Here is a 17,355-nt window from a genome sequence, read left to right on the forward strand (position 1 = left end):
GCGCACGCACGGCCGCCGAGAGGAGGGCCGGCGATGACCGCGAAGGACCGGCCGACGGGCGGGCAAGGCAGCGCGCTCGCACAGCCGTTGACGTTCCCCCCGCTGGGACGGGCCGCCGCGCACCTGGGACTCTTCGTCCTGGGAGCCGTGGTCGGGGTGGCCGGCGGGCTGCTCCAAGCGGCCTGGTTCCCCGGGGGGTTGCTGCTCGCGCTGCTGGGCGCGGCCGGGCTGTTCCTGGGCGGCGCCCGGGCGACGGGCGGCCGGGCCGGGGCCGTTGCACCGGCCGCCGGCTGGATGATCTCCGTCGTCCTGCTGACGTCCACCCGGCCGGAGGGCGACTTCCTGTTCGGCGCGGGAGCGGGCTCGTATCTCTTCCTGCTCGGCGGCATGGCTGTGGCTGTGATGTGCGCCACCCTTGGGTGGGGACGGCAACCGACCGGGCCCGACGCCCGACTTGGGAAGTGACGTACCACTTCGCCGCAGTGCGCCGGTGCGGGTCCCGTGTGGGTTTCCCACGCGGTCGTGGGATACGCGCCGGAAGTGGCCAGTATGGTGGTGCGCGCCGCCGAGCTGCCCGCTGAGTTGAGGTCGTGACGGGCGGCGGAGCAAACCGGGAGAACCTGCCTTGAGTCGTGAAACTGACACTTCGTCCTCCGGGGCCAATGGGCGCGGCAGCACCGCGTACCCGTCGGGGACACCGCCGTACGGCACGCCCATGGCCACCGAGGCCGGTGCCCAAGCGGCCCGGTCCGCCGCGGGTGAGCGGCCGGACGGGCCCAAGACCGAGACCACGCTGACCACGCGGGTCCGGATCAACATCCCCGGCTCGCGCCCCATCCCGCCGGTCGTCGTCCGCAAGCCGGTCGGTGACGGCGACGGCTCGGCGGACGACACCGGGTCCGAGTCGGAGACCACCGGCACCACGGCCATGCCCGTGTTCACGGACACCCCTGCGCCCGCGCCGGAGCCGGCCGCACCCGCCGACGACAAACCCACCAGCGACTGGTTCGCGCCACGCAAGGGCGCCACCCCCGCCAAGGGCACGAACACCGGCGGCAGCAACGGCGCCGGGCTCTCCACCGGCTCGATCGGCGGTTCCGGCACGGGCACGCCCGCCCCCGGCGCCCCCGGGACGGGCGCCCGCCCCGGCGGTCCCGGCCCGATGGCCGGTGGACCCGCTGCCCAGCCCGGCGGCCCGCGTCCCGGCGCCGGCGCACGGCCCGGCGGGACGAACGGCGCCGGACTCCCGGGCGCCACCGGCGGCCAGCCGGTCGCTCCCGGCCACGGCGGCGGCACCGGCTCCTTCGACGTCTCGGCCGCGCTGGCCGGCACCAAGCCCGAGCGCGACGACCTGCCGTACTTCTCGGACAACGGCGGCCGCCCCGGCCCGGCGGGCCCCACCGGCGGCCCCGTCACCGGCGACAGCCCGCTCGGCCCGCCGCCCGGCCAGGGCGGTCCCGGCGGCCCCGGTTACCAGGGCAACCCCTTCGGCGGTCCCGACGCCGACTTCTCCGCGCCCGGCTCCTACGCCCGCCCCGGCGGCGGCATCAGCGACGACACCGCGGTCCTCACCCCGCAGCGGCCCGCCCCCGAACCGGGCACCCCGGGCTACGGCGGTTCCGGCCCGCTCGTCGACAACCCCTCCGGCCACACCCTGACCAGCGGCATCCCGGTCGTGCCCCCCGGCACCCAGGGCACGCCGTTCGGCGCGGGCGGCCCCGACGGCGCGGTGCAGCACACCCCGCCGAAGCTGCCCGACCCCGGCCCGCAGCAGAAGTCCGGCCCGGCGAAGAACACCAAGTCCGCCAAGCCGGCCAAGAAGAAGGGCCGCAGCAAGCTCGGCCTGCTCGTCGGCGGAGTGATCGTCCTCGGCGGCGGTGTCTACGGCGCCGGTCTGCTGATGAACCACTCCGACGTCCCCAAGGGCACCACCGTCCTCGGCGTCGACATCGGCGGCGGCACCCGTGACGAGGCCGTCAACAAGCTGGACGCGGCCTTCGGCAAGAGCACGAACGAGGCGCTGAAGCTCTCGGTCGACGGCGAGACCGTCTCCCTCAAGCCCGACCAGGCCGGACTCCAGTTCGACAAGCAGGCCACGGTCAGCGCCGCCGCCGTCAGCGACTACAACCCGGTCTCCGTGATCGGCGCGCTCTTCGGCCAGGAACGGGTCGTCGAGCCGGTCATGCCCGTCGACGAGGAGAAGCTGGAGGCCGCCCTGCGGCGCGCCGCAGGCAGCTCCGGCTCGGCGAGCGACGGCACCGTCAAGTACGAGGCCGGCAAGGCCGTCGCGGTGTACGGCAAGGCCGGCAAGGGCATCGACGTCGACGACTCCACCGAGGCCGTCGAGGAGGCCTACCGCACCCAGGTCGAGACCGGCAAGCCAGCGACGGTGCAGCTCCCGACCACCACCAAGGAGCCGTCGGTCGACAAGGCCGAGGTCGACCGGTTCATGAAGGAGTTCGCGGAGCCTGCCATGTCGGGCACCGTGACCGTCCAGACCGACGCCGCGCACAGCGTCCCGCTGAGCCCGGAGAACTCCCTCTGGAAGTTCCTCACCGTCAAGGCCGTCGACGGCAAGCTCGTCGACTCCTACGACGAGAAGGCCCTCAAGGAGCTCTACGGCGGCACCTTCGACGACGTCCTCATCACCCGCGGCAACGGCGAGAAGACCCCCGTCACCGTGCAGGACGTCTACGGCGCCCTCCGCCAGGCCCTGAAGAGCACGACCGACCGCACGGCCGTCATCGAGACGAACCCGAGCTAGCGGCACCCGGCGAGCGCCGCTGAGCGGATCGCACGGCACGACGAGGGGGCACCCGGTACATCCGGGTGCCCCCTCGTCACGGCTGCGGGTATGACTTCTGTCATCCCGGGGCGAGGACGACCGACACTGCCGCCCGCACCCCCCGCGCGCCCACGATGGTGCCCATGACGACGACCACGACGACGAGCACGACGACCACGGCGGCGGCTCCCCACTCCGCGGTGGTGAGGTTCGACCGCGTGACGAAGGCGTACGGCGACGTCCGGGCTGTGGACGGCCTGACGCTCGCCCTGCACCCGGGGGAGACCGTGGCCCTGCTGGGCCCGAACGGGGCCGGCAAGTCCACCACCCTCGACCTGCTGCTCGGCCTCAAGAGCCCCGACAGTGGCACCCTCGACCTCTTCGGCACCGGCCCGCGCGAGGCGATCACCGCCGGACGCGTGGGCGCCATGCTGCAGAGCGGCGGCCTGATGGACGAGGTCACGGTCGCCGAACTGGTCCGGCTCGCCTGCGCGCTGCACCCCAGGCCGTACCCGGTCTCCGAGGTCCTCGCCCGTGCCGGTGTCACCCAGATCGCCGACCGCAAGGTCCACAAGCTCTCCGGCGGCCAGGTCCAGCGGGTCCGCTTCGCGCTCGCCACGGCCGGCGACAGCGACCTGATCGTCCTGGACGAGCCCACCACCGGCATGGACGTCACCGCCCGCCAGGCCTTCTGGGTCACCATGCGCGAACAGGCCGCCCGGGGCCGTACCGTCCTCTTCGCCACCCACCACCTCGAAGAGGCCGACGCCATCGCCGACCGCGTGCTCGTCCTGCACCGGGGCCGGCTGCTGGCCGACGGCACGGCGGCCGAGATCAAGGCCAGGGCGGGCGCCCGCAGCGTCTCCTTCGACCTGCCCGACGGCCCGCCCGACGAGGCACGGCTGCGGAGCCTGCCCTTCCTGACCACGCTGGACGTCTCCGGCCGTACCATCCGCATCCAGTCCACCGACGCCGACGCGACCGTCCGCGCCCTCTACGGGCTCGGCCTCCACCCCCGCAACCTCGAAGTCACCGGCCTCGGCCTGGAGCAGGCCTTCGTCGCGATCACCGCCGCCGAGGAGGCGAGGTCGAAGTGAACAGCCTCATCAAGCTGGAACTCGTCCGCGCCCTGCGCAACCGCAAGGCGATGTTCTTCACGGTGCTCTACCCCTCGCTGCTGTTCCTGCTCATCGCGGGCAGCGCCGGCAGTACCGACGAACTCGGCGACACCGGTCTGACCCTGCCGACCTACATGATGGTCTCCATGGCCTCCTTCGGCGCCCTGACGGCCGTCCTCATGGGCAACAGCGAACGCATCGCCAAGGAACGCGAGGACGGCTGGGTACGGCAGTTGCGGCTCACCACGCTGCCGGGGCGCGGCTATGTCCTCGCGAAGACCGCGAGCGCGGCCGTGGTCAGCCTGCCGTCCATCGTGATCGTCTTCGTGGTGGCGGCCGTGGTGAAGGACGTACGCCTGGACGCCTGGCACTGGTTCGCCCTCACCGGCGGGATCTGGGCCGGCAGCCTGGTCTTCGCCGCGCTCGGAGTCGCCCTCGGCTACCTCGCCACCGGTGACGCGGTCCGCCCGATCACGATGATCGTCTACTTCGGCCTGTCGATGCTCGGCGGCCTGTGGATGCCGACGACGACGTTCCCCGAGTGGCTGCAGAACATCTCGAAGTGGGTGCCCACCCACGCGTACGCCTCCCTCGGCCAGGCCATCGAACAGAGCCGGACCCCGCACACCAGGGACCTCGTCATCCTGGCCGTCTCCTTCGCCCTGTTCACGGGCGGCGCGGCCTGGCTCTACCGGAAGGACACGCTGAAGGCGTGAGTGGCGTCGGCATCGGGCAGCGCCCGCAGAACCGCAGACAGCGGGCGATCAAGTTCCTCTGGACCGGGATCTGGCTCGCCTATTTGAGCGCCCCCGTCAGCGACCTGCTGCACGGGGGCCACAGCGACGGGGTCGTCGTCCTCGGCTGGATCGGCCTGGTCGCCTTCGTCACCTGGTACTTCGTCCTGGTCTTCCGCACCGGCCGCCGCGACACCACCCCGATGGTGCTCGGCGCGCTCGCCGTCCTCGCCGCCCAGTCCTCGCTCCTCGCCCTCAGCCTCGGCCGCGAGTGGCTCGTCCTCTTCGTCTATGTGTCGGTCGCGTCCGGCGCGGCCCTCCCGCCGCGGCTCGCCCGCTTCACGATCCCGGCGGTGTCGGCCCTGCTCACCGGCATCGCCCTCGCCGTGCCGGGCGGCGATGCCTACCTCACCTCCCTGCTCCTGCCGGCCCTCCTCGGCGGCTTCGCCATGACCGGCGTACGCGAACTCGTCCGCACGACGCAGGAACTGCGCGAGGCCAGGGCCACGGTCGCCCAGCTCGCCGCGAACGAGGAGCGCCTGCGCCTCGCCCGTGACCTGCACGACCTTCTCGGCCACTCCCTCTCCCTGATCACGCTCAAGAGCGAGCTGGCGGGCCGGATGCTCCCCGCCCACCCCGACCGCGCCGCCCAACAGGTCGCCGACATCGAACAGGTCAGCCGCCAGGCCCTGGTCGACGTCCGCGAGGCCGTCACCGGCTACCGGCGCCCCCGACTCGGCGCGGAACTCGCGGGCGCCCGGGACGCGTTGACGGCGGCCGGCATCACCGCCGAACTGCCCTCCGATCCCGACCTCACCGACGTGCCCGAGGAGAGCGAGTCCGCCCTCGCCTGGGCCCTGCGCGAGTCCGTCACCAACGTCGTACGGCACAGCGGCGCCCGCCGCTGCACGGTGGACCTGGTCGGCCGCCAGACCCTCGACGGCCCGATGCTCGAACTGACCGTGGACGACGACGGACGGGGCGCGCCGGGCGGCACCCCCGGCGAGGGCACGGGCAGCGGCCTGGCGGGCCTCTCCGAACGGTTGGCGAAGGTGGGCGGAACCCTGGAGGCAGGCCGCTCCCGGCACGGTTTCCGCCTGGTGGCCCGGGCCCCCGCCGCACCCTGTGGCCCGGACGTAGGATCCGGCGCATGACCCGCACGATCAAGGTCCTGCTGGCGGAGGACCAGTCCATGGTCCGCGAGGCCCTGGCCGCCCTGCTCGGCCTGGAGGACGACATCGAGGTCGTGGCCCAGGTGGCCCGCGGCGACGAGGTCCTGGCCGCCGTCCGCGCCCACGACGTCGACGTGGCACTCCTCGACATCGAGATGCCGGGCGCGACGGGCATCGAGGCGGCCGCCGAGGTCCACCGGGCGCTCCCGGCGGTGAAGCTGGTCGTCCTCACCACCTTCGGCCGCCCCGGCTACCTCCGCGGCGCGATGGAGGCCGGCGCCGACGCCTTCCTGGTCAAGGACGCCCCCGCCGCCCAGCTCGCATCCGCCGTCCGCCGAGTCCTCGCGGGCGAGCGCGTCATCGACCCGACGCTCGCGGCGACGGCCCTGGCCGAGGGCGCGAACCCCCTCACCGACCGTGAGCGCGAGGTCCTGCGGGCGGCGTCCGACGGCTCGACGAACGCGGAACTGGCCGAGGCCCTCCACCTCTCGCAGGGCACGGTCCGCAACTACCTGTCGACGGCGATCCACAAACTGGCGGTGAGAAACAGGACGGAGGCGGTCAGGACGGCGCGGGAGAAGGGCTGGTTGTGACCGCCGACGTCTGCGGCGGGCCAGGGGGCGCGGGGAACTGCGCGACCAGCCACGACGCATCCGCACCCGCCGACGCACCACCACCCCATGGGCAAGAGGCGCCCACAGTCCCTCCGATGCCCGAGAACGCCCTCAGTTCAACCGAGCCCGAGCGGCCTCCGCCTGCCTCCGCATCTTCTCCGCGGCCCCGGCATCCACCCCGGCCACCACCTCGGCGTACTCCTCCAACGCGGCGGCGCCCCGCACGAACTCCCCACGCTGCACCAGCAACCGCGCCCACTCGTACCGCAACCGCCCCGGATGCGAGGGCATGGCCAGCGACAGCTCCAGCGCCCACAACGCCACATCCGTCCGCTCGGGCCGGGCCGCCGCCCACGCCCGCACGTTGTTGAGGACCCGCACCACCACGTCCAGCGGATCGGCGGGGCTCAGCATCGCGGGGTCCAGCGGAGCCCCCGTCGCCCCGGCCACCAGCAACTCCGCGTCGCTCCCGCTCAGCACCCGCCCCCCGTCGAACGGATCGGCGAGCACCTGCTCCTCCTGCGGCCCGAACCCCACCACGAAGTGACCCGGCAGCGCGACCCCGTACACGGGCGCACCCGCCCGCCGGGCCACCTCCATCCACACCACGGACAACAGGATCGGCAACCCCCGGCGCCGTTCGAGCACCTGGTGCAGCAGCGAGGACTCCAGCCGCTGGTAGTCCCCGGCGGACCCACGGAACCCACAGCGCTCGCCGAGCAGTTCGGCCGCCGCGACCGCCCACGCACGCGGCGCGCCCGGCCGGTACGGCATCAGCCCGGCCAGCCGGTCGAGCTCGATCTCGGCGGCGTCGACGCCCGCGTCGTCAAGTGCCCCGTCGCCCGCGGCGCCCACCAGCAGACACAGCAGGGCCAGGTCGGGCCGCTCGGCCCGCGCCTCCTGCGCGAACCGCCGCCGCACCTCGGCCGCCCGCTCCGGCTCCGGGGGAAAGGGCGCCGGCACGGCCGGGTGATGCCCGCTCACGACGATCCACCCGGAGCGAAACCGGAGCCGGAGCCCGCACCGGAGCCGGAGCCCCCACCGCTGCCGGTGTCCGCGGGCTCCCGGTAGTGGTGGTACGCGTGATGCGCCGCGAACCCCATCCCCCCGTACAGCGCCCGCGCCCCCGCGTTGTCCGTCTCCACCTGGAGCCACCCGGCCGAGGCGCCCTCGTCCAGCGCCCGCTGTGCCAGCGCGGCCATCACGGTCGTGGCGAGCCCCCGCCGCCGCCGGGCGGGATCGACCTCGACGGCCGCGAAACCGGCCCACCGCCCGTCCACGACGCACCGCCCGATGGCGGCGGGCCCCGCGCCCTCCTCGCCCGGCACGGTTGCGAACCACACCGACGGCCCGCTCCCGAGCACCTTCAGCGCGACCTCACCGAGCCCCTTGCGCTGGTAGCGGCCGAGCCACGCCTCGTCCGCCGTGCGCGACAGCTCGACCCCGGCCCACTCCCGGTCCGCGACCGACGCGAGCGAGCCGATCCACAGCTCGGCGCTCACCTCACGGACCCAGCCGCGGTCCGCCACCTCCGCGCACAGCAGCTCCTGCGTGCCCTCGGCGCCCGTGGCGAGCTGTATGAAGGCGGGCAGCCCGCGGGCCGCGTACCAGCCGCGTACGGCCGTCAGGGCGTCGTCCAGGGGCAATCCGGGGTCGCCCAGGGGCAACACCGAGTTGGCGCGTCGGGTGAAGCCGGAGGCGGCCCGCAGCTCCCAGTCGCCGAGCCGCTCCCGTTCGACCGGCTGCCAGGCCCGGGCGGCGACCCGCGCCAGCTCCTCGTACGTGGCGGCGGGCCCGCGCCGGCGGGCCGGTGCGGCGGGTACGACCTTCCCCGCGACCAGCGACGACTCCTCGATCCGGGCCCGCTCCCCGTTCCGGCGGGTGATCAACAGGACACCGTCGTCCCATGATGTGAGAACACCAACCGTGTCAGTGAATTTCCCAGCCCCGGCGACAGCGTCGTCGACGCACCGCACCGATACGCGTTTGCCCACGTCAGCAGCGGAGACTCGGATCTCGAGCCGTCCACCGGCAGAGATTTCCACAGGTCTGTCCACCCCTCCTGTTCGGATCATGCCCAGGAACGGAGATACTAGGTGCGGGCATCGACGACGCCGCGCTCCCGCGCGCCAGGCGGCGGAGCCTGAGGAGGCCCGCCAGCGCCCTATCGAGGAGGAACGACAGCGTGACCTACGTCATCGCGCAGCCTTGTGTCGACGTCAAGGACAAGGCGTGCATCGAGGAGTGCCCGGTCGACTGCATCTACGAGGGTCAGCGGTCCCTCTACATCCACCCGGATGAATGCGTCGACTGCGGTGCCTGCGAGCCGGTGTGCCCGGTCGAGGCGATCTTCTACGAGGACGACACCCCGGAGGAGTGGAAGGACTACTACAAGGCGAACGTCGAGTTCTTCGACGAGCTCGGCTCGCCCGGCGGTGCCAGCAAGCTCGGTCTGATCGAGCGCGACCACCCCTTCGTCGCCGCACTCCCGCCGCAGGCCTGAGAGCGACGCCGCGGACCCCGGGGTGACGCCCCGGCGGCCCGCGTCCGCGCCGCCCCGGTCCCGTACGGCCCGATCACCATGATCGCCGTACGGGACCGGGGCGTTCGCCACGAGAAAGTGAGCCAGATCCCGTGTCCGCAGTCAGCGACCGCCTTCCCGCCTTCCCCTGGGACAAGCTGGAGCCGTACAAGGCGACGGCCGCCGCGCACCCCGGCGGCATCGTCGACCTCTCCGTCGGCACCCCCGTCGACCCGGTGCCCGACCTGATCCAGAAAGCGCTGGTCGCGGCGGCGGACTCGCCGGGCTACCCGACCGTCTGGGGCACCGTCGAACTGCGCGACGCGATCACGGGCTGGCTGGAGCGCCGTCTCGGCGCCCGCGACGTCACCCACCGCCACGTCCTGCCGATCGTCGGCTCCAAGGAACTGGTGGCCTGGCTCCCCACCCAGCTGGGCCTCGGCCCCGGTGACCGGGTCGCGTACCCGCGCCTGGCCTACCCGACGTACGAGGTGGGCGCCCGGCTCGCCCGCGCGCACCACGAGGTCTACGACGACCCCACGACCCTGGAGCCGGCCGGCCTGAAGCTCCTCTGGCTGAACTCGCCGTCCAACCCCACGGGCAGGGTCCTCGCCAAGGACGAGCTCACCCGGATCGTGGCGTGGGCCCGCTCGCACGGCATCCTGATCTTCTCCGACGAGTGCTACCTGGAGCTGGGCTGGGACGCCGACCCGGTCTCCGTCCTCCACCCGGACGTCAACGGCGGCTCGTACGAGGGCATCGTCGCCGTCCACTCCCTCTCCAAGCGCTCCAACCTGGCGGGCTACCGCGCGGCCTTCCTCGCCGGCGACCCGGACGTCCTCGGCCCGCTCCTGCAGATCCGCAAGCACGGCGGCATGATGACCGCGGCCCCCACCCAGGCCGCTGTGGTCGCGGCCCTCGGGGACGACGCCCACGTCCAGGAGCAGCGCGCCCGCTACGCGGCCCGCCGCACGGCCCTGCGCGACGCCCTCGTCGCCCACGGCTTCCGCATCGAACACAGCGAGGCCAGCCTCTACCTGTGGGCCACCCGGGACGAGTCCTGCTGGACCACGGTCGCGAGCCTCGCCGACCTCGGCATCCTCGTGGCCCCCGGCGACTTCTACGGCCCGGCCGGCGACCACCACGTCCGTGTGGCCTTCACGGCGACGGACGAGCGGGTGGCGACGGCGGTGGAACGCCTGACCAAGGCGTAGGACACACGACGTCGAAGGGGCCCGGGGAGTCTCCCCGGGCCCCTTCGACGTACGGCAGGTCAGCCCAGCGGGCTCTTGGCCGGCAGCTGCCCCGTCGGCAGCCCGCCCTTCGTCGCCGTCTTGGTCGTGTCACCCAGTACGGTGCCGGCGGATCCCGCGGCCTCACCGGCGGCCTTCTGCGCGACGGGGGTCGTCGTCTTGACGGTCTTCCCGCCGGTCTTGCTCACGGTCGGCAGGGTCTGCTTGGACGCCTTGGTGCCGGCGTCGCTCGCGACTCCGGTGACGTTCTGCGTCGCGCCGTCCACGGTGCTACCCGCGTTCGCCCCGTCCACGGCGGACAGGCCGCCGAGGTTCGGGGTGGCCGGGAGTTCGGGCGCCGCGCTCGCGGAGCCGGCCGCACCGACCACGGAGGCCGCTCCCGCTGCGGTCAGCAGCGCGGCACGGGCGATCCGGCGGGTCAGGGGGAGGGACATGGTGCTCCTTTGACGGAAGAGAACGTTGAAGTGTCCGACCGCGCCCGGGAGTTGACCGTTCCGGGCTCGGACGCAGTGACTACCGCTCGAAGTCCCCGAAGGTTGCGGCGCCCCGACGTAAAGAAATGGCAATGCGTCGCATGATCAAATGGGGATCCAGTCGGACAAACGCCACCTGTGTCGGCCGTCTGCTGAATCCTTACGGCCCTGTGTTCCCAACGCATTCCGCGCGCCAGGGGTGAGCCGGAGAAATCCCGCGCACCCCGTCCACCCGACGCGCCGCGCCTACCCCGCACGGGTGAGCCGTGCGGCCTACTGTCCAGTGACGATTCGGACCTCGGTGGCGGAGCCGGCCGCACCGCCCGCCACGCCCCGGGCCTTGCGCCACGCCCCGGCCCGGCCCTCCGCGACCCATTCGCGCCCCGCGTAGGAGACGCGCTCGACCCCGAGCCGGGAGGAGTTGGCCACGGCCCAGTGCGCCAGCTCCCAGCCGCGCTGCCGGATCCGGTCGGTGTTCCCGGCGGTTCCGGCGTTCCCGGCGTCCGTGAGGGGGATGGTCACGGTCCCGACGGCGGGGGAGACGCTCGGACTCGGCGCCGTGCTCGCCTCGGCCGATGCGCCGCCCTCGGAGCTCACCACCGCCGCGGCCGACTCGAACGACTCGTCCCCGAAGTCCCGCGCGAGCGCGCTGCGCACGGCGTCCGGGCCGCCCGTGTAGGCGGTGCCGGTGCCGGTCGTGTCCCGGCGCCCCTCGCAGGTCAGCGTGGCCGCCGACCGCCCGGTCAGCGCGGCGGCGAGCAGCGCGGCGTCGGGCTCGTGCTTGGCGTACGCCTCCGGGTAGCCGCTGCGCTGCACGCGCTGGGCGGCCACGGTCAGCGGCAGCCGCTCGTAGTCGTCGACCTTGACGAGGTGCTCGTAGAACTCACCCGCCGCGTACACCGGGTCCTGGATCTGCTGCTCGGTGCCCCAGCCCTGCGACGGGCGCTGCTGGAAGAGGCCGAGCGAGTCCCGGTCGCCGTGCGCGATGTTGCGCAGGCTCGACTCCTGCAGCGCGGTCGCCAGCGCGATCGTCACGGCCCGCTCGGGCAGCTCGCGCGAGGTGCCGACCGCCGAGATCGTCGCGGCGTTGGCCGCCTGCTCGGGCGTGAACTCGTACGACGCCCCGTCGTCCGTCCCGGACACGACCACGCACCGGGGTGTCCCGTTCCCCCCGGTCAGATACTGCACGGTGAGATACGCCCCGATCGCGGTGAGCACGACGAAGGCCGCCATGAACTGCAGCACGCGACGGCCGCGACGGCGGGGACGGGGACCTGGGGGGAAGGGGTACGGCTCCGACACGCGGTCCAAGGTACTGGACGGTAATGGCACTCGTGCAGGAGTTGTGAACAGTGATGTGAACAGAGGTGCGGAAGTGACTGGAACCACGCGCCGGGCGGCCCGGACCATGTGCCCGGCGGCCCGGATCCGGCGGCGCGTTAGGGTCGGGGACATGGCCGAGACCCCGATTGACCTCACGCTGGACGCCGCGCGGCTGACCGCGCAGCTCGTCGACTTCCCCTCCGAGAGCGGCACCGAGAAGCCCCTCGCGGACGCGATCGAGACCGCCCTGCGCGCCCTGCCGCACCTCACGGTCGACCGGTACGGCAACAACGTCGTCGCCCGCACGAACCTGGGCCGCGCCGAGCGCGTGATCCTGGCCGGCCACATCGACACCGTGCCCATCGCGGACAACGTCCCCTCCCGCCTCGACGAGGACGGCGTCCTGTGGGGCTGCGGCACCTGCGACATGAAGTCCGGCGTCGCGGTCCAGCTGCGCATCGCCGCCACGGTCCCGGCCCCCAACCGCGACCTGACGTTCGTCTTCTACGACAACGAGGAGGTCGCCGCGGACCTCAACGGTCTGAAGCACGTCTCCGAGGCCCACCCCGAGTGGCTGGCGGGGGATTTCGCGGTCCTCCTGGAGCCCACCGACGGCGAGGTCGAGGGCGGCTGTCAGGGCACCCTGCGGGTCCTGCTGACGACCAAGGGCGAGCGCGCCCACTCCGCCCGCGGCTGGATGGGCTCCAACGCCATCCACGCGGCGGCCCCGATCCTGGCGAGGCTGGCGGCGTACGAGCCCCGCTACCCGGTGATCGACGGCCTGGAGTACCGCGAGGGCCTCAACGCGGTCGGCATCTCCGGCGGCGTCGCCGGCAACGTCATCCCCGACGCGTGCGTGGTCACCGTCAACTTCCGCTACGCGCCCGACCGTACGGAGGAGGAGGCCATCGCCCACGTCCGCGAGGTCTTCGCCGACTGCGGGGTCGAGGAGTTCACCGTCGACGACCACAGCCCCGGCGCGCTGCCCGGCCTGTCCCACCCGGCTGCCGCGGCGTTCATCGAGGCCGTCGGCGGCACCGCCCAGCCCAAGTACGGCTGGACGGACGTCTCCCGCTTCAGCGCCCTCGGCGTCCCGGCCGTCAACTACGGCCCCGGCAACCCCCACTTGGCGCACCGGCGGGACGAGCGCGTACAGACGGCGAAGATCCTGACCGGCGAGGAGCGCCTGAGGTCCTGGCTGACGGCGTGACGTGTCCGGCGCGGCGGATCGCGTGGCGGACACGCTGACGTCCCCCGTCCGTAACCCGTATGGATCTACGCTGAGGTGAACCACCAGCACGGCGGAGGGAGCGGACATGGCGACCGGCAACCCCGAGGGCAAGAAGCAGCCACCCGAGGAGCAGCGGCTGGGACCGGTGCTGCGCAGGCGAGGCCAGGTCCAGGCGAGCACGACGGACCAGCGGCTGCTGGACGCGGGCGGCCCCTCGGACTGGGTCCACACCGACCCCTGGCGGGTCCTGCGCATCCAGTCCGAGTTCATCGAGGGCTTCGGCACGCTCGCCGAACTCCCGCCCGCGATCAGTGTCTTCGGCTCCGCCCGCACGCCCGCCGACTCCCCGGAGTACGAGGCGGGCGTCCGGCTCGGCCGGGGCCTGGTGGAGGCCGGCTTCGCCGTCATCACCGGCGGTGGCCCGGGCGCGATGGAGGCGGCCAACAAGGGCGCCCTCGAAGCGGGCGGCACCTCCGTCGGCCTCGGCATCGAGCTCCCCTTCGAGCAGGGCCTCAACCCCTACGTCGACATCGGCCTCAACTTCCGCTACTTCTTCGTCCGGAAGATGATGTTCGTCAAGTACGCCCAGGGCTTCGTCGTCCTCCCCGGCGGCCTCGGCACCCTCGACGAACTCTTCGAGGCCCTCACCCTCGTCCAGACCCAGAAGGTCACCCGCTTCCCCATCGTCCTCTTCGGCGAGTCCTACTGGAGCGGCCTGGTCGACTGGCTGACCAACACCCTCATCGCCCAGGGCAAGGCGGCGGAAAAGGACCTGACCCTCTTCCACGTGACGGACGACGTGGACGAGGCGGTGGCCCTGGTCTCGAAGGAGGCGGGACACCCATAAGGGGCGCGGGGAACTGCGCGCCTAAGGGGCGCGGGGAACTGCGCGAACGGGGTCCGGGGCGGAGCCCCGAATCTCTGACGGGGGCCGAAGGGGGCGCGCAGCCCCCTGAAGGACGGGAAGGGTAGGGGCGGCGGGGGCGAAAAAGATCTAGGCGAGCCCCCGCCGCGCAACCGCAGGCTCCCGCCACCCGGCGATCGCCCCCACCATCTCCACCACCTGGCGAGTCTCAGCCACCTCATGCACCCGATACACCTGAGCCCCCAACCACGCCGACACGGCCGTCGTCGCCAACGTCCCCACCACCCGCTCCTTCACCGGCTTGTCCAACGTCTCCCCCACGAAGTCCTTGTTGGACAGCGACACCAGCACCGGCCACCCCGTGGCGACCATCTCCCCCAGCCGCCGAGTCGCCTCCAGACCGTGCCGCGTGTTCTTCCCGAAGTCGTGCCCCGGATCGATCAGCACGGACTCCCGGGGCACCCCCAAGGCCACCGCCCGCTCCGCCAGCCCCACGGTCACCCGCAACACGTCGGCCATCACGTCGTCGTACTCGACCCGGTGCGGCCGGGTACGCGGCTGAGCCCCACCCGCGTGCGTACACACCAGCCCCACCCGATACCGCGCCGCGACCTCCGCGAGCCGGGGGTCGACCCCGCCCCACGCGTCGTTGAGCAGATCGGCCCCGGCCTCGCACACGGCCTCACCGACCTCGTGCCGCCAGGTGTCGACGCTGATGATCACGCCGGGGAACCGCCGCCGCACCTCCGCGACGAACCCCACGGTCCGCCGCGCCTCCTCCGCCGCGGTCACCTCCTCCCCGGGCCCGGCCTTCACCCCGCCGATGTCGATGACGGCCGCGCCGTCGGCGACCGCCTGCTCCACGCGCGCGAGCGCCGGCTCGTCACGGAAGGTGGCCCCCTGGTCGTAGAAGGAGTCCGGCGTCCGGTTCACGATCGCCATGATCACCGGCTCGTGCGGGCCGAATTCCCGCTTGCCCAGCCTGAGCATCCGCTGTGACCTCTCCCAGTACGTTCCGTCGATCGTCGGCCTTGCCCGACCGCCTGCGACCCTAACTGTCAGACTCGCATGGCACGATCGGAGCCGAACACACTCGAGGGGACCCAGCGATGTTCATGTTCTTGTTCCTGGTCGTCGCGCTCGCCGTCGTGGTCGCCGCGGTGACGCTCGCCGTGGTCGGCGGCGGCGACAACGCGGTGCTGCCGGAGGCCGAGGGCGAGCGGCTCCAGGACCCGCTGCCGGCGGACCGCCCGGTCAACCGCGCCGACGTCGAGGCGCTCCGCTTCCCGGTCGCCGTCCGCGGCTACCGCATGGTGGACGTGGACGACGCCCTCGGCCGCCTCAGCGCCGAGATCGCCGAGCGGGACGCCCGGATCGCCGACCTGGAGTCCGCGCTCGCGGGCGCCCGCGCGGCGACCGCGACCTCGCTGCACAAGCCGGAGGAGGGCGACCACCGGTGAGCGACGGCACCGCCCTGCCCGGCTCCGACGGCGCCCCGCGCTGCCCCTGGGCCCTGTCCACCGAGGACTACGTCGCCTACCACGACCAGGAGTGGGGCCGCCCGGTCCACGGCGACGACGCGCTGTACGAGCGGCTCTGCCTGGAGGCCTTCCAGTCCGGCCTCTCCTGGATCACCATCCTCCGCCGCCGCGAGGGCTTCCGTGCCGCCTTCGCCGACTTCAAGATCGCCTCGGTAGCCCTGTTCACCGAGGCCGACCAGGAGCGTCTCCTCGCCGACGCCGGCATCATCCGCAACCGCGCCAAGATCGAGGCGACGATCGCCAACGCCCGCGAGCTGTCCACCTGGACCTCCGGCGAGCTGGACGAGCTGATCTGGTCCCACGCCCCCGACCCGGCGACCCGCCCCGCCCCGCGAACCCTCGCCGACGTCCCGGCGGTCACCCCCGAGTCCACGGCCCTGTCCAAGTCCCTGAAGAAACGAGGCATCCGCTTCGTGGGCCCGACGACGGCATACGCCCTGATGCAGGCGTGCGGCCTGGTGAACGACCACTTGGCGACATGCGTGGCGAGGAGCGCACCTCTTCAGGGGCGCGAAATGTGACACCTGCGGCTCCGGCGCCGGACCCGCACTCCTCACGAACCGTCACCGACCCAGATACTTGGGCTCCTCCTTGTTGACGAAGGCCCGCACGGCGATCTGGTGGTCCTCCGAGGCCCCCGCCCGCGTCTGGAGCTCGTCCTCCTTCTCCAGCGTCTCGGCCAGCGAGTGGGTGAACCCGTACGCCACCGCCTCCTTGATCGCCGCGTATGCCACGGTCGGCCCCCCTGCCAGCATCCGCGCGACCTCCTCGGCGGCGGCGTGCAGCGAGGCCGCCGGAACGATCCGGTTCGCGATCCCCAGCTCGTACGCCTCCCGCGCCTTGATGCTGCGCGGGAACAGCAGCAGATCGGCGGCACGGCCGGGGCCGATCACCCGCGGCAGGGTCCACGAGACCCCGGAGTCGGCCGTGAGCGCCACCCCGGCGAAGGACGTGTTGAACGAGGCCGTCTCGGCGACCACCCGGTAGTCCGCCGCGAGTGCGAACCCCAGACCGGCCCCGGCCGCGACACCGTTCACCCCGGCCACCACGGGCTTCGCCATGCTCGTGAGCGCCTTCACCACGGGGTTGTAGTGCTCCTTGACCGTGCTCATGACCTCCCCCGAGCCCTCGACCAGCAGCCCGATGTGCTCCTTGAGGTCCTGGCCCACACAGAACGCCCGCTCCCCGGCCGCAGTCAGCAGCACCGCCCGCACCGCGTCGTCCCCGGCGGCCTCCTCCACGGCCTCCCGCAGCGCGACCTTCGTCGCGATGTTCAGCGCGTTCATCGCCTCGGGGCGGTTCAGCGTGATCTTCGCGAGTCCGTCGTGCACCTCGTAGAGCACGGTGTCGGCCATGGTGTTTCCCCTCCGGTGTCGCGGCAGGTGACGTACTGGTCGGTACGCCCTCGTCACAGCACAGCATGGCGGAGTTCACGGGCGGTGGCCGGGCCCGGACGTGTGACCTGCGTCAAAGAATCACCAATGGGCGAGCGCCCACCCGTGACCGTGCGGTGGCGCAGTATCGCAGTCACACCGCCGAATTGGGTGGTTTTGCTCGCGCGCGTTGCCCAAGCGATGCCGACCGATGTTGGTCATCGGGTCGTGAGATGCGGGATAATGGCCTGGAAGCAATGTGTTCGATGCCGGTGTCGCGTGTCCTCAGGTGGGCCCGCGCCTGCCCTCCCGGGCCGTCGGCTTGGCGATGAGCTGGTTTCAGGAAGGGGTA

18 protein-coding genes are annotated in these 17,355 nt (G+C 72.8%); 12 read left to right on the plus strand and 6 right to left on the minus strand.

Annotation, left to right across the window (positions count from 1 at the left end; genetic code table 11):
* Positions 1 to 33 precede the first annotated feature (33 nt).
* The 6 genes from GWK25_RS06135 (at position 34) to GWK25_RS06160 (ending at position 6,402) form a co-directional block, all read left to right on the plus strand.
* Complete coding sequence (locus GWK25_RS06135) at positions 34 to 465, plus strand: DUF6113 family protein (protein WP_215448843.1); 432 nt, start codon at positions 34 to 36, stop codon at positions 463 to 465.
* 250 nt (positions 466 to 715) lie between these two features.
* Complete coding sequence (locus GWK25_RS06140; protein WP_251828737.1) at positions 716 to 2,764, plus strand: hypothetical protein; 2,049 nt, start codon at positions 716 to 718, stop codon at positions 2,762 to 2,764.
* A gap of 164 nt (positions 2,765 to 2,928) precedes the next feature.
* Entirely contained in the window at positions 2,929 to 3,882 is a 954-nt protein-coding gene (locus GWK25_RS06145; protein ID WP_251828738.1) for an ABC transporter ATP-binding protein, read from the plus strand.
* Positions 3,879 to 4,619 (plus strand): ABC transporter permease, encoded by a 741-nt coding sequence (locus GWK25_RS06150; protein ID WP_215448846.1) that lies wholly within the window; start codon positions 3,879 to 3,881, stop codon positions 4,617 to 4,619. The genes GWK25_RS06145 and GWK25_RS06150 overlap by 4 nt, the downstream gene beginning before the upstream one ends.
* Positions 4,616 to 5,791 (plus strand): histidine kinase, encoded by a 1,176-nt coding sequence (locus tag GWK25_RS06155; RefSeq protein ID WP_215448847.1) that lies wholly within the window; start codon positions 4,616 to 4,618, stop codon positions 5,789 to 5,791. The genes GWK25_RS06150 and GWK25_RS06155 overlap by 4 nt, the downstream gene beginning before the upstream one ends.
* Positions 5,788 to 6,402: a response regulator transcription factor gene (locus tag GWK25_RS06160; protein ID WP_215448848.1), complete on the plus strand. Its 615-nt coding sequence runs from the start codon at positions 5,788 to 5,790 to the stop codon at positions 6,400 to 6,402. Before GWK25_RS06155 ends, GWK25_RS06160 begins: the two co-directional genes overlap by 4 nt.
* A 132-nt stretch (positions 6,403 to 6,534) precedes the next feature.
* On the opposite strand, the gene GWK25_RS06165 is transcribed toward GWK25_RS06160, so the two are convergent.
* On the minus strand, positions 6,535 to 7,386 hold the full coding sequence (locus GWK25_RS06165; protein WP_374105850.1) for a transglutaminase-like domain-containing protein: 852 nt from the start codon (positions 7,384 to 7,386) through the stop codon (positions 6,535 to 6,537).
* A 17-nt stretch (positions 7,387 to 7,403) separates the two neighbouring features.
* Complete coding sequence (locus GWK25_RS06170; protein ID WP_215448850.1) at positions 7,404 to 8,468, minus strand: GNAT family N-acetyltransferase; 1,065 nt, start codon at positions 8,466 to 8,468, stop codon at positions 7,404 to 7,406.
* Between the two features lie 140 nt (positions 8,469 to 8,608).
* Here GWK25_RS06170 and fdxA point away from each other — a divergent pair, with 140 nt between their 5' ends.
* Together fdxA and GWK25_RS06180 are read left to right on the plus strand one after the other, a co-directional pair.
* Positions 8,609 to 8,926 carry a ferredoxin gene (gene fdxA, locus GWK25_RS06175; protein WP_005480604.1) on the plus strand — a complete coding sequence of 106 codons (318 nt, stop codon included), beginning with the start codon at positions 8,609 to 8,611 and terminating at the stop codon, positions 8,924 to 8,926.
* 131 nt (positions 8,927 to 9,057) lie between these two features.
* Positions 9,058 to 10,158 carry a bifunctional succinyldiaminopimelate transaminase/glutamate-prephenate aminotransferase gene (locus GWK25_RS06180; protein WP_215448851.1) on the plus strand — a complete coding sequence of 367 codons (1,101 nt, stop codon included), beginning with the start codon at positions 9,058 to 9,060 and terminating at the stop codon, positions 10,156 to 10,158.
* Between the two features lie 59 nt (positions 10,159 to 10,217).
* On the opposite strand, the gene GWK25_RS06185 is transcribed toward GWK25_RS06180, so the two are convergent.
* Both GWK25_RS06185 and GWK25_RS06190 read right to left on the minus strand, forming a co-directional pair.
* Positions 10,218 to 10,631, minus strand: a complete 414-nt coding sequence (locus tag GWK25_RS06185; protein WP_045559111.1) for a hypothetical protein — start codon at positions 10,629 to 10,631, stop codon at positions 10,218 to 10,220.
* Positions 10,632 to 10,943: 312 nt separating this feature from the next.
* Positions 10,944 to 11,903 carry a heavy metal transporter gene (locus tag GWK25_RS06190; RefSeq protein WP_251828740.1) on the minus strand — a complete coding sequence of 320 codons (960 nt, stop codon included), beginning with the start codon at positions 11,901 to 11,903 and terminating at the stop codon, positions 10,944 to 10,946.
* A gap of 220 nt (positions 11,904 to 12,123) precedes the next feature.
* Between GWK25_RS06190 and dapE the strand changes: the two genes are divergently transcribed.
* On the plus strand, positions 12,124 to 13,203 hold the full coding sequence (dapE, locus tag GWK25_RS06195) for a succinyl-diaminopimelate desuccinylase (RefSeq protein ID WP_215448853.1): 1,080 nt from the start codon (positions 12,124 to 12,126) through the stop codon (positions 13,201 to 13,203).
* Between the two features lie 106 nt (positions 13,204 to 13,309).
* Positions 13,310 to 14,071: a TIGR00730 family Rossman fold protein gene (locus GWK25_RS06200; RefSeq protein ID WP_184899116.1), complete on the plus strand. Its 762-nt coding sequence runs from the start codon at positions 13,310 to 13,312 to the stop codon at positions 14,069 to 14,071.
* A gap of 147 nt (positions 14,072 to 14,218) precedes the next feature.
* Here GWK25_RS06200 and folP read toward each other — a convergent pair whose 3' ends face one another.
* On the minus strand, positions 14,219 to 15,079 hold the full coding sequence (gene folP / locus GWK25_RS06205; RefSeq protein ID WP_215448854.1) for a dihydropteroate synthase: 861 nt from the start codon (positions 15,077 to 15,079) through the stop codon (positions 14,219 to 14,221).
* Positions 15,080 to 15,198: 119 nt separating this feature from the next.
* Here folP and GWK25_RS06210 point away from each other — a divergent pair, with 119 nt between their 5' ends.
* Together GWK25_RS06210 and GWK25_RS06215 are read left to right on the plus strand one after the other, a co-directional pair.
* A complete protein-coding gene (locus GWK25_RS06210; RefSeq protein WP_184899120.1) occupies positions 15,199 to 15,549 on the plus strand; it encodes a DivIVA domain-containing protein in 351 nt (116 codons plus the stop codon).
* Complete coding sequence (locus GWK25_RS06215) at positions 15,546 to 16,151, plus strand: DNA-3-methyladenine glycosylase I (protein ID WP_308404182.1); 606 nt, start codon at positions 15,546 to 15,548, stop codon at positions 16,149 to 16,151. The genes GWK25_RS06210 and GWK25_RS06215 overlap by 4 nt, the downstream gene beginning before the upstream one ends.
* A 42-nt stretch (positions 16,152 to 16,193) precedes the next feature.
* On the opposite strand, the gene GWK25_RS06220 is transcribed toward GWK25_RS06215, so the two are convergent.
* Complete coding sequence (locus GWK25_RS06220) at positions 16,194 to 16,985, minus strand: enoyl-CoA hydratase/isomerase family protein (protein WP_215448855.1); 792 nt, start codon at positions 16,983 to 16,985, stop codon at positions 16,194 to 16,196.
* Positions 16,986 to 17,355 lie beyond the last annotated feature (370 nt).

Source organism: Streptomyces sp. ATCC 21386, from assembly GCF_018728545.1.
Taxonomy (GTDB): Bacteria; Actinomycetota; Actinomycetes; order Streptomycetales; family Streptomycetaceae; genus Streptomyces.

Excerpts from the sequence above, each read along its gene's own strand:
- GWK25_RS06135 (WP_215448843.1), top strand. The coding sequence starts at position 34 with ATGACCGCGAAGGACCGGCCGACGGGCGGGCAAGGCAGCGCGCTCGCA.
- GWK25_RS06140 (WP_251828737.1), top strand. The coding sequence starts at position 716 with ATGGCCACCGAGGCCGGTGCCCAAGCGGCCCGGTCCGCCGCGGGTGAG.
- GWK25_RS06145 (WP_251828738.1), top strand. The coding sequence starts at position 2,929 with ATGACGACGACCACGACGACGAGCACGACGACCACGGCGGCGGCTCCC.
- GWK25_RS06160 (WP_215448848.1), top strand. The coding sequence starts at position 5,788 with ATGACCCGCACGATCAAGGTCCTGCTGGCGGAGGACCAGTCCATGGTC.
- GWK25_RS06185 (WP_045559111.1), bottom strand. The coding sequence starts at position 10,631 with ATGTCCCTCCCCCTGACCCGCCGGATCGCCCGTGCCGCGCTGCTGACC.
- GWK25_RS06190 (WP_251828740.1), bottom strand. The coding sequence starts at position 11,903 with ATGGCGGCCTTCGTCGTGCTCACCGCGATCGGGGCGTATCTCACCGTG.
- dapE (WP_215448853.1), top strand. The coding sequence starts at position 12,124 with ATGGCCGAGACCCCGATTGACCTCACGCTGGACGCCGCGCGGCTGACC.
- GWK25_RS06200 (WP_184899116.1), top strand. The coding sequence starts at position 13,310 with ATGGCGACCGGCAACCCCGAGGGCAAGAAGCAGCCACCCGAGGAGCAG.
- folP (WP_215448854.1), bottom strand. The coding sequence starts at position 15,079 with ATGCTCAGGCTGGGCAAGCGGGAATTCGGCCCGCACGAGCCGGTGATC.
- GWK25_RS06210 (WP_184899120.1), top strand. The coding sequence starts at position 15,199 with ATGTTCATGTTCTTGTTCCTGGTCGTCGCGCTCGCCGTCGTGGTCGCC.
- GWK25_RS06220 (WP_215448855.1), bottom strand. The coding sequence starts at position 16,985 with ATGGCCGACACCGTGCTCTACGAGGTGCACGACGGACTCGCGAAGATC.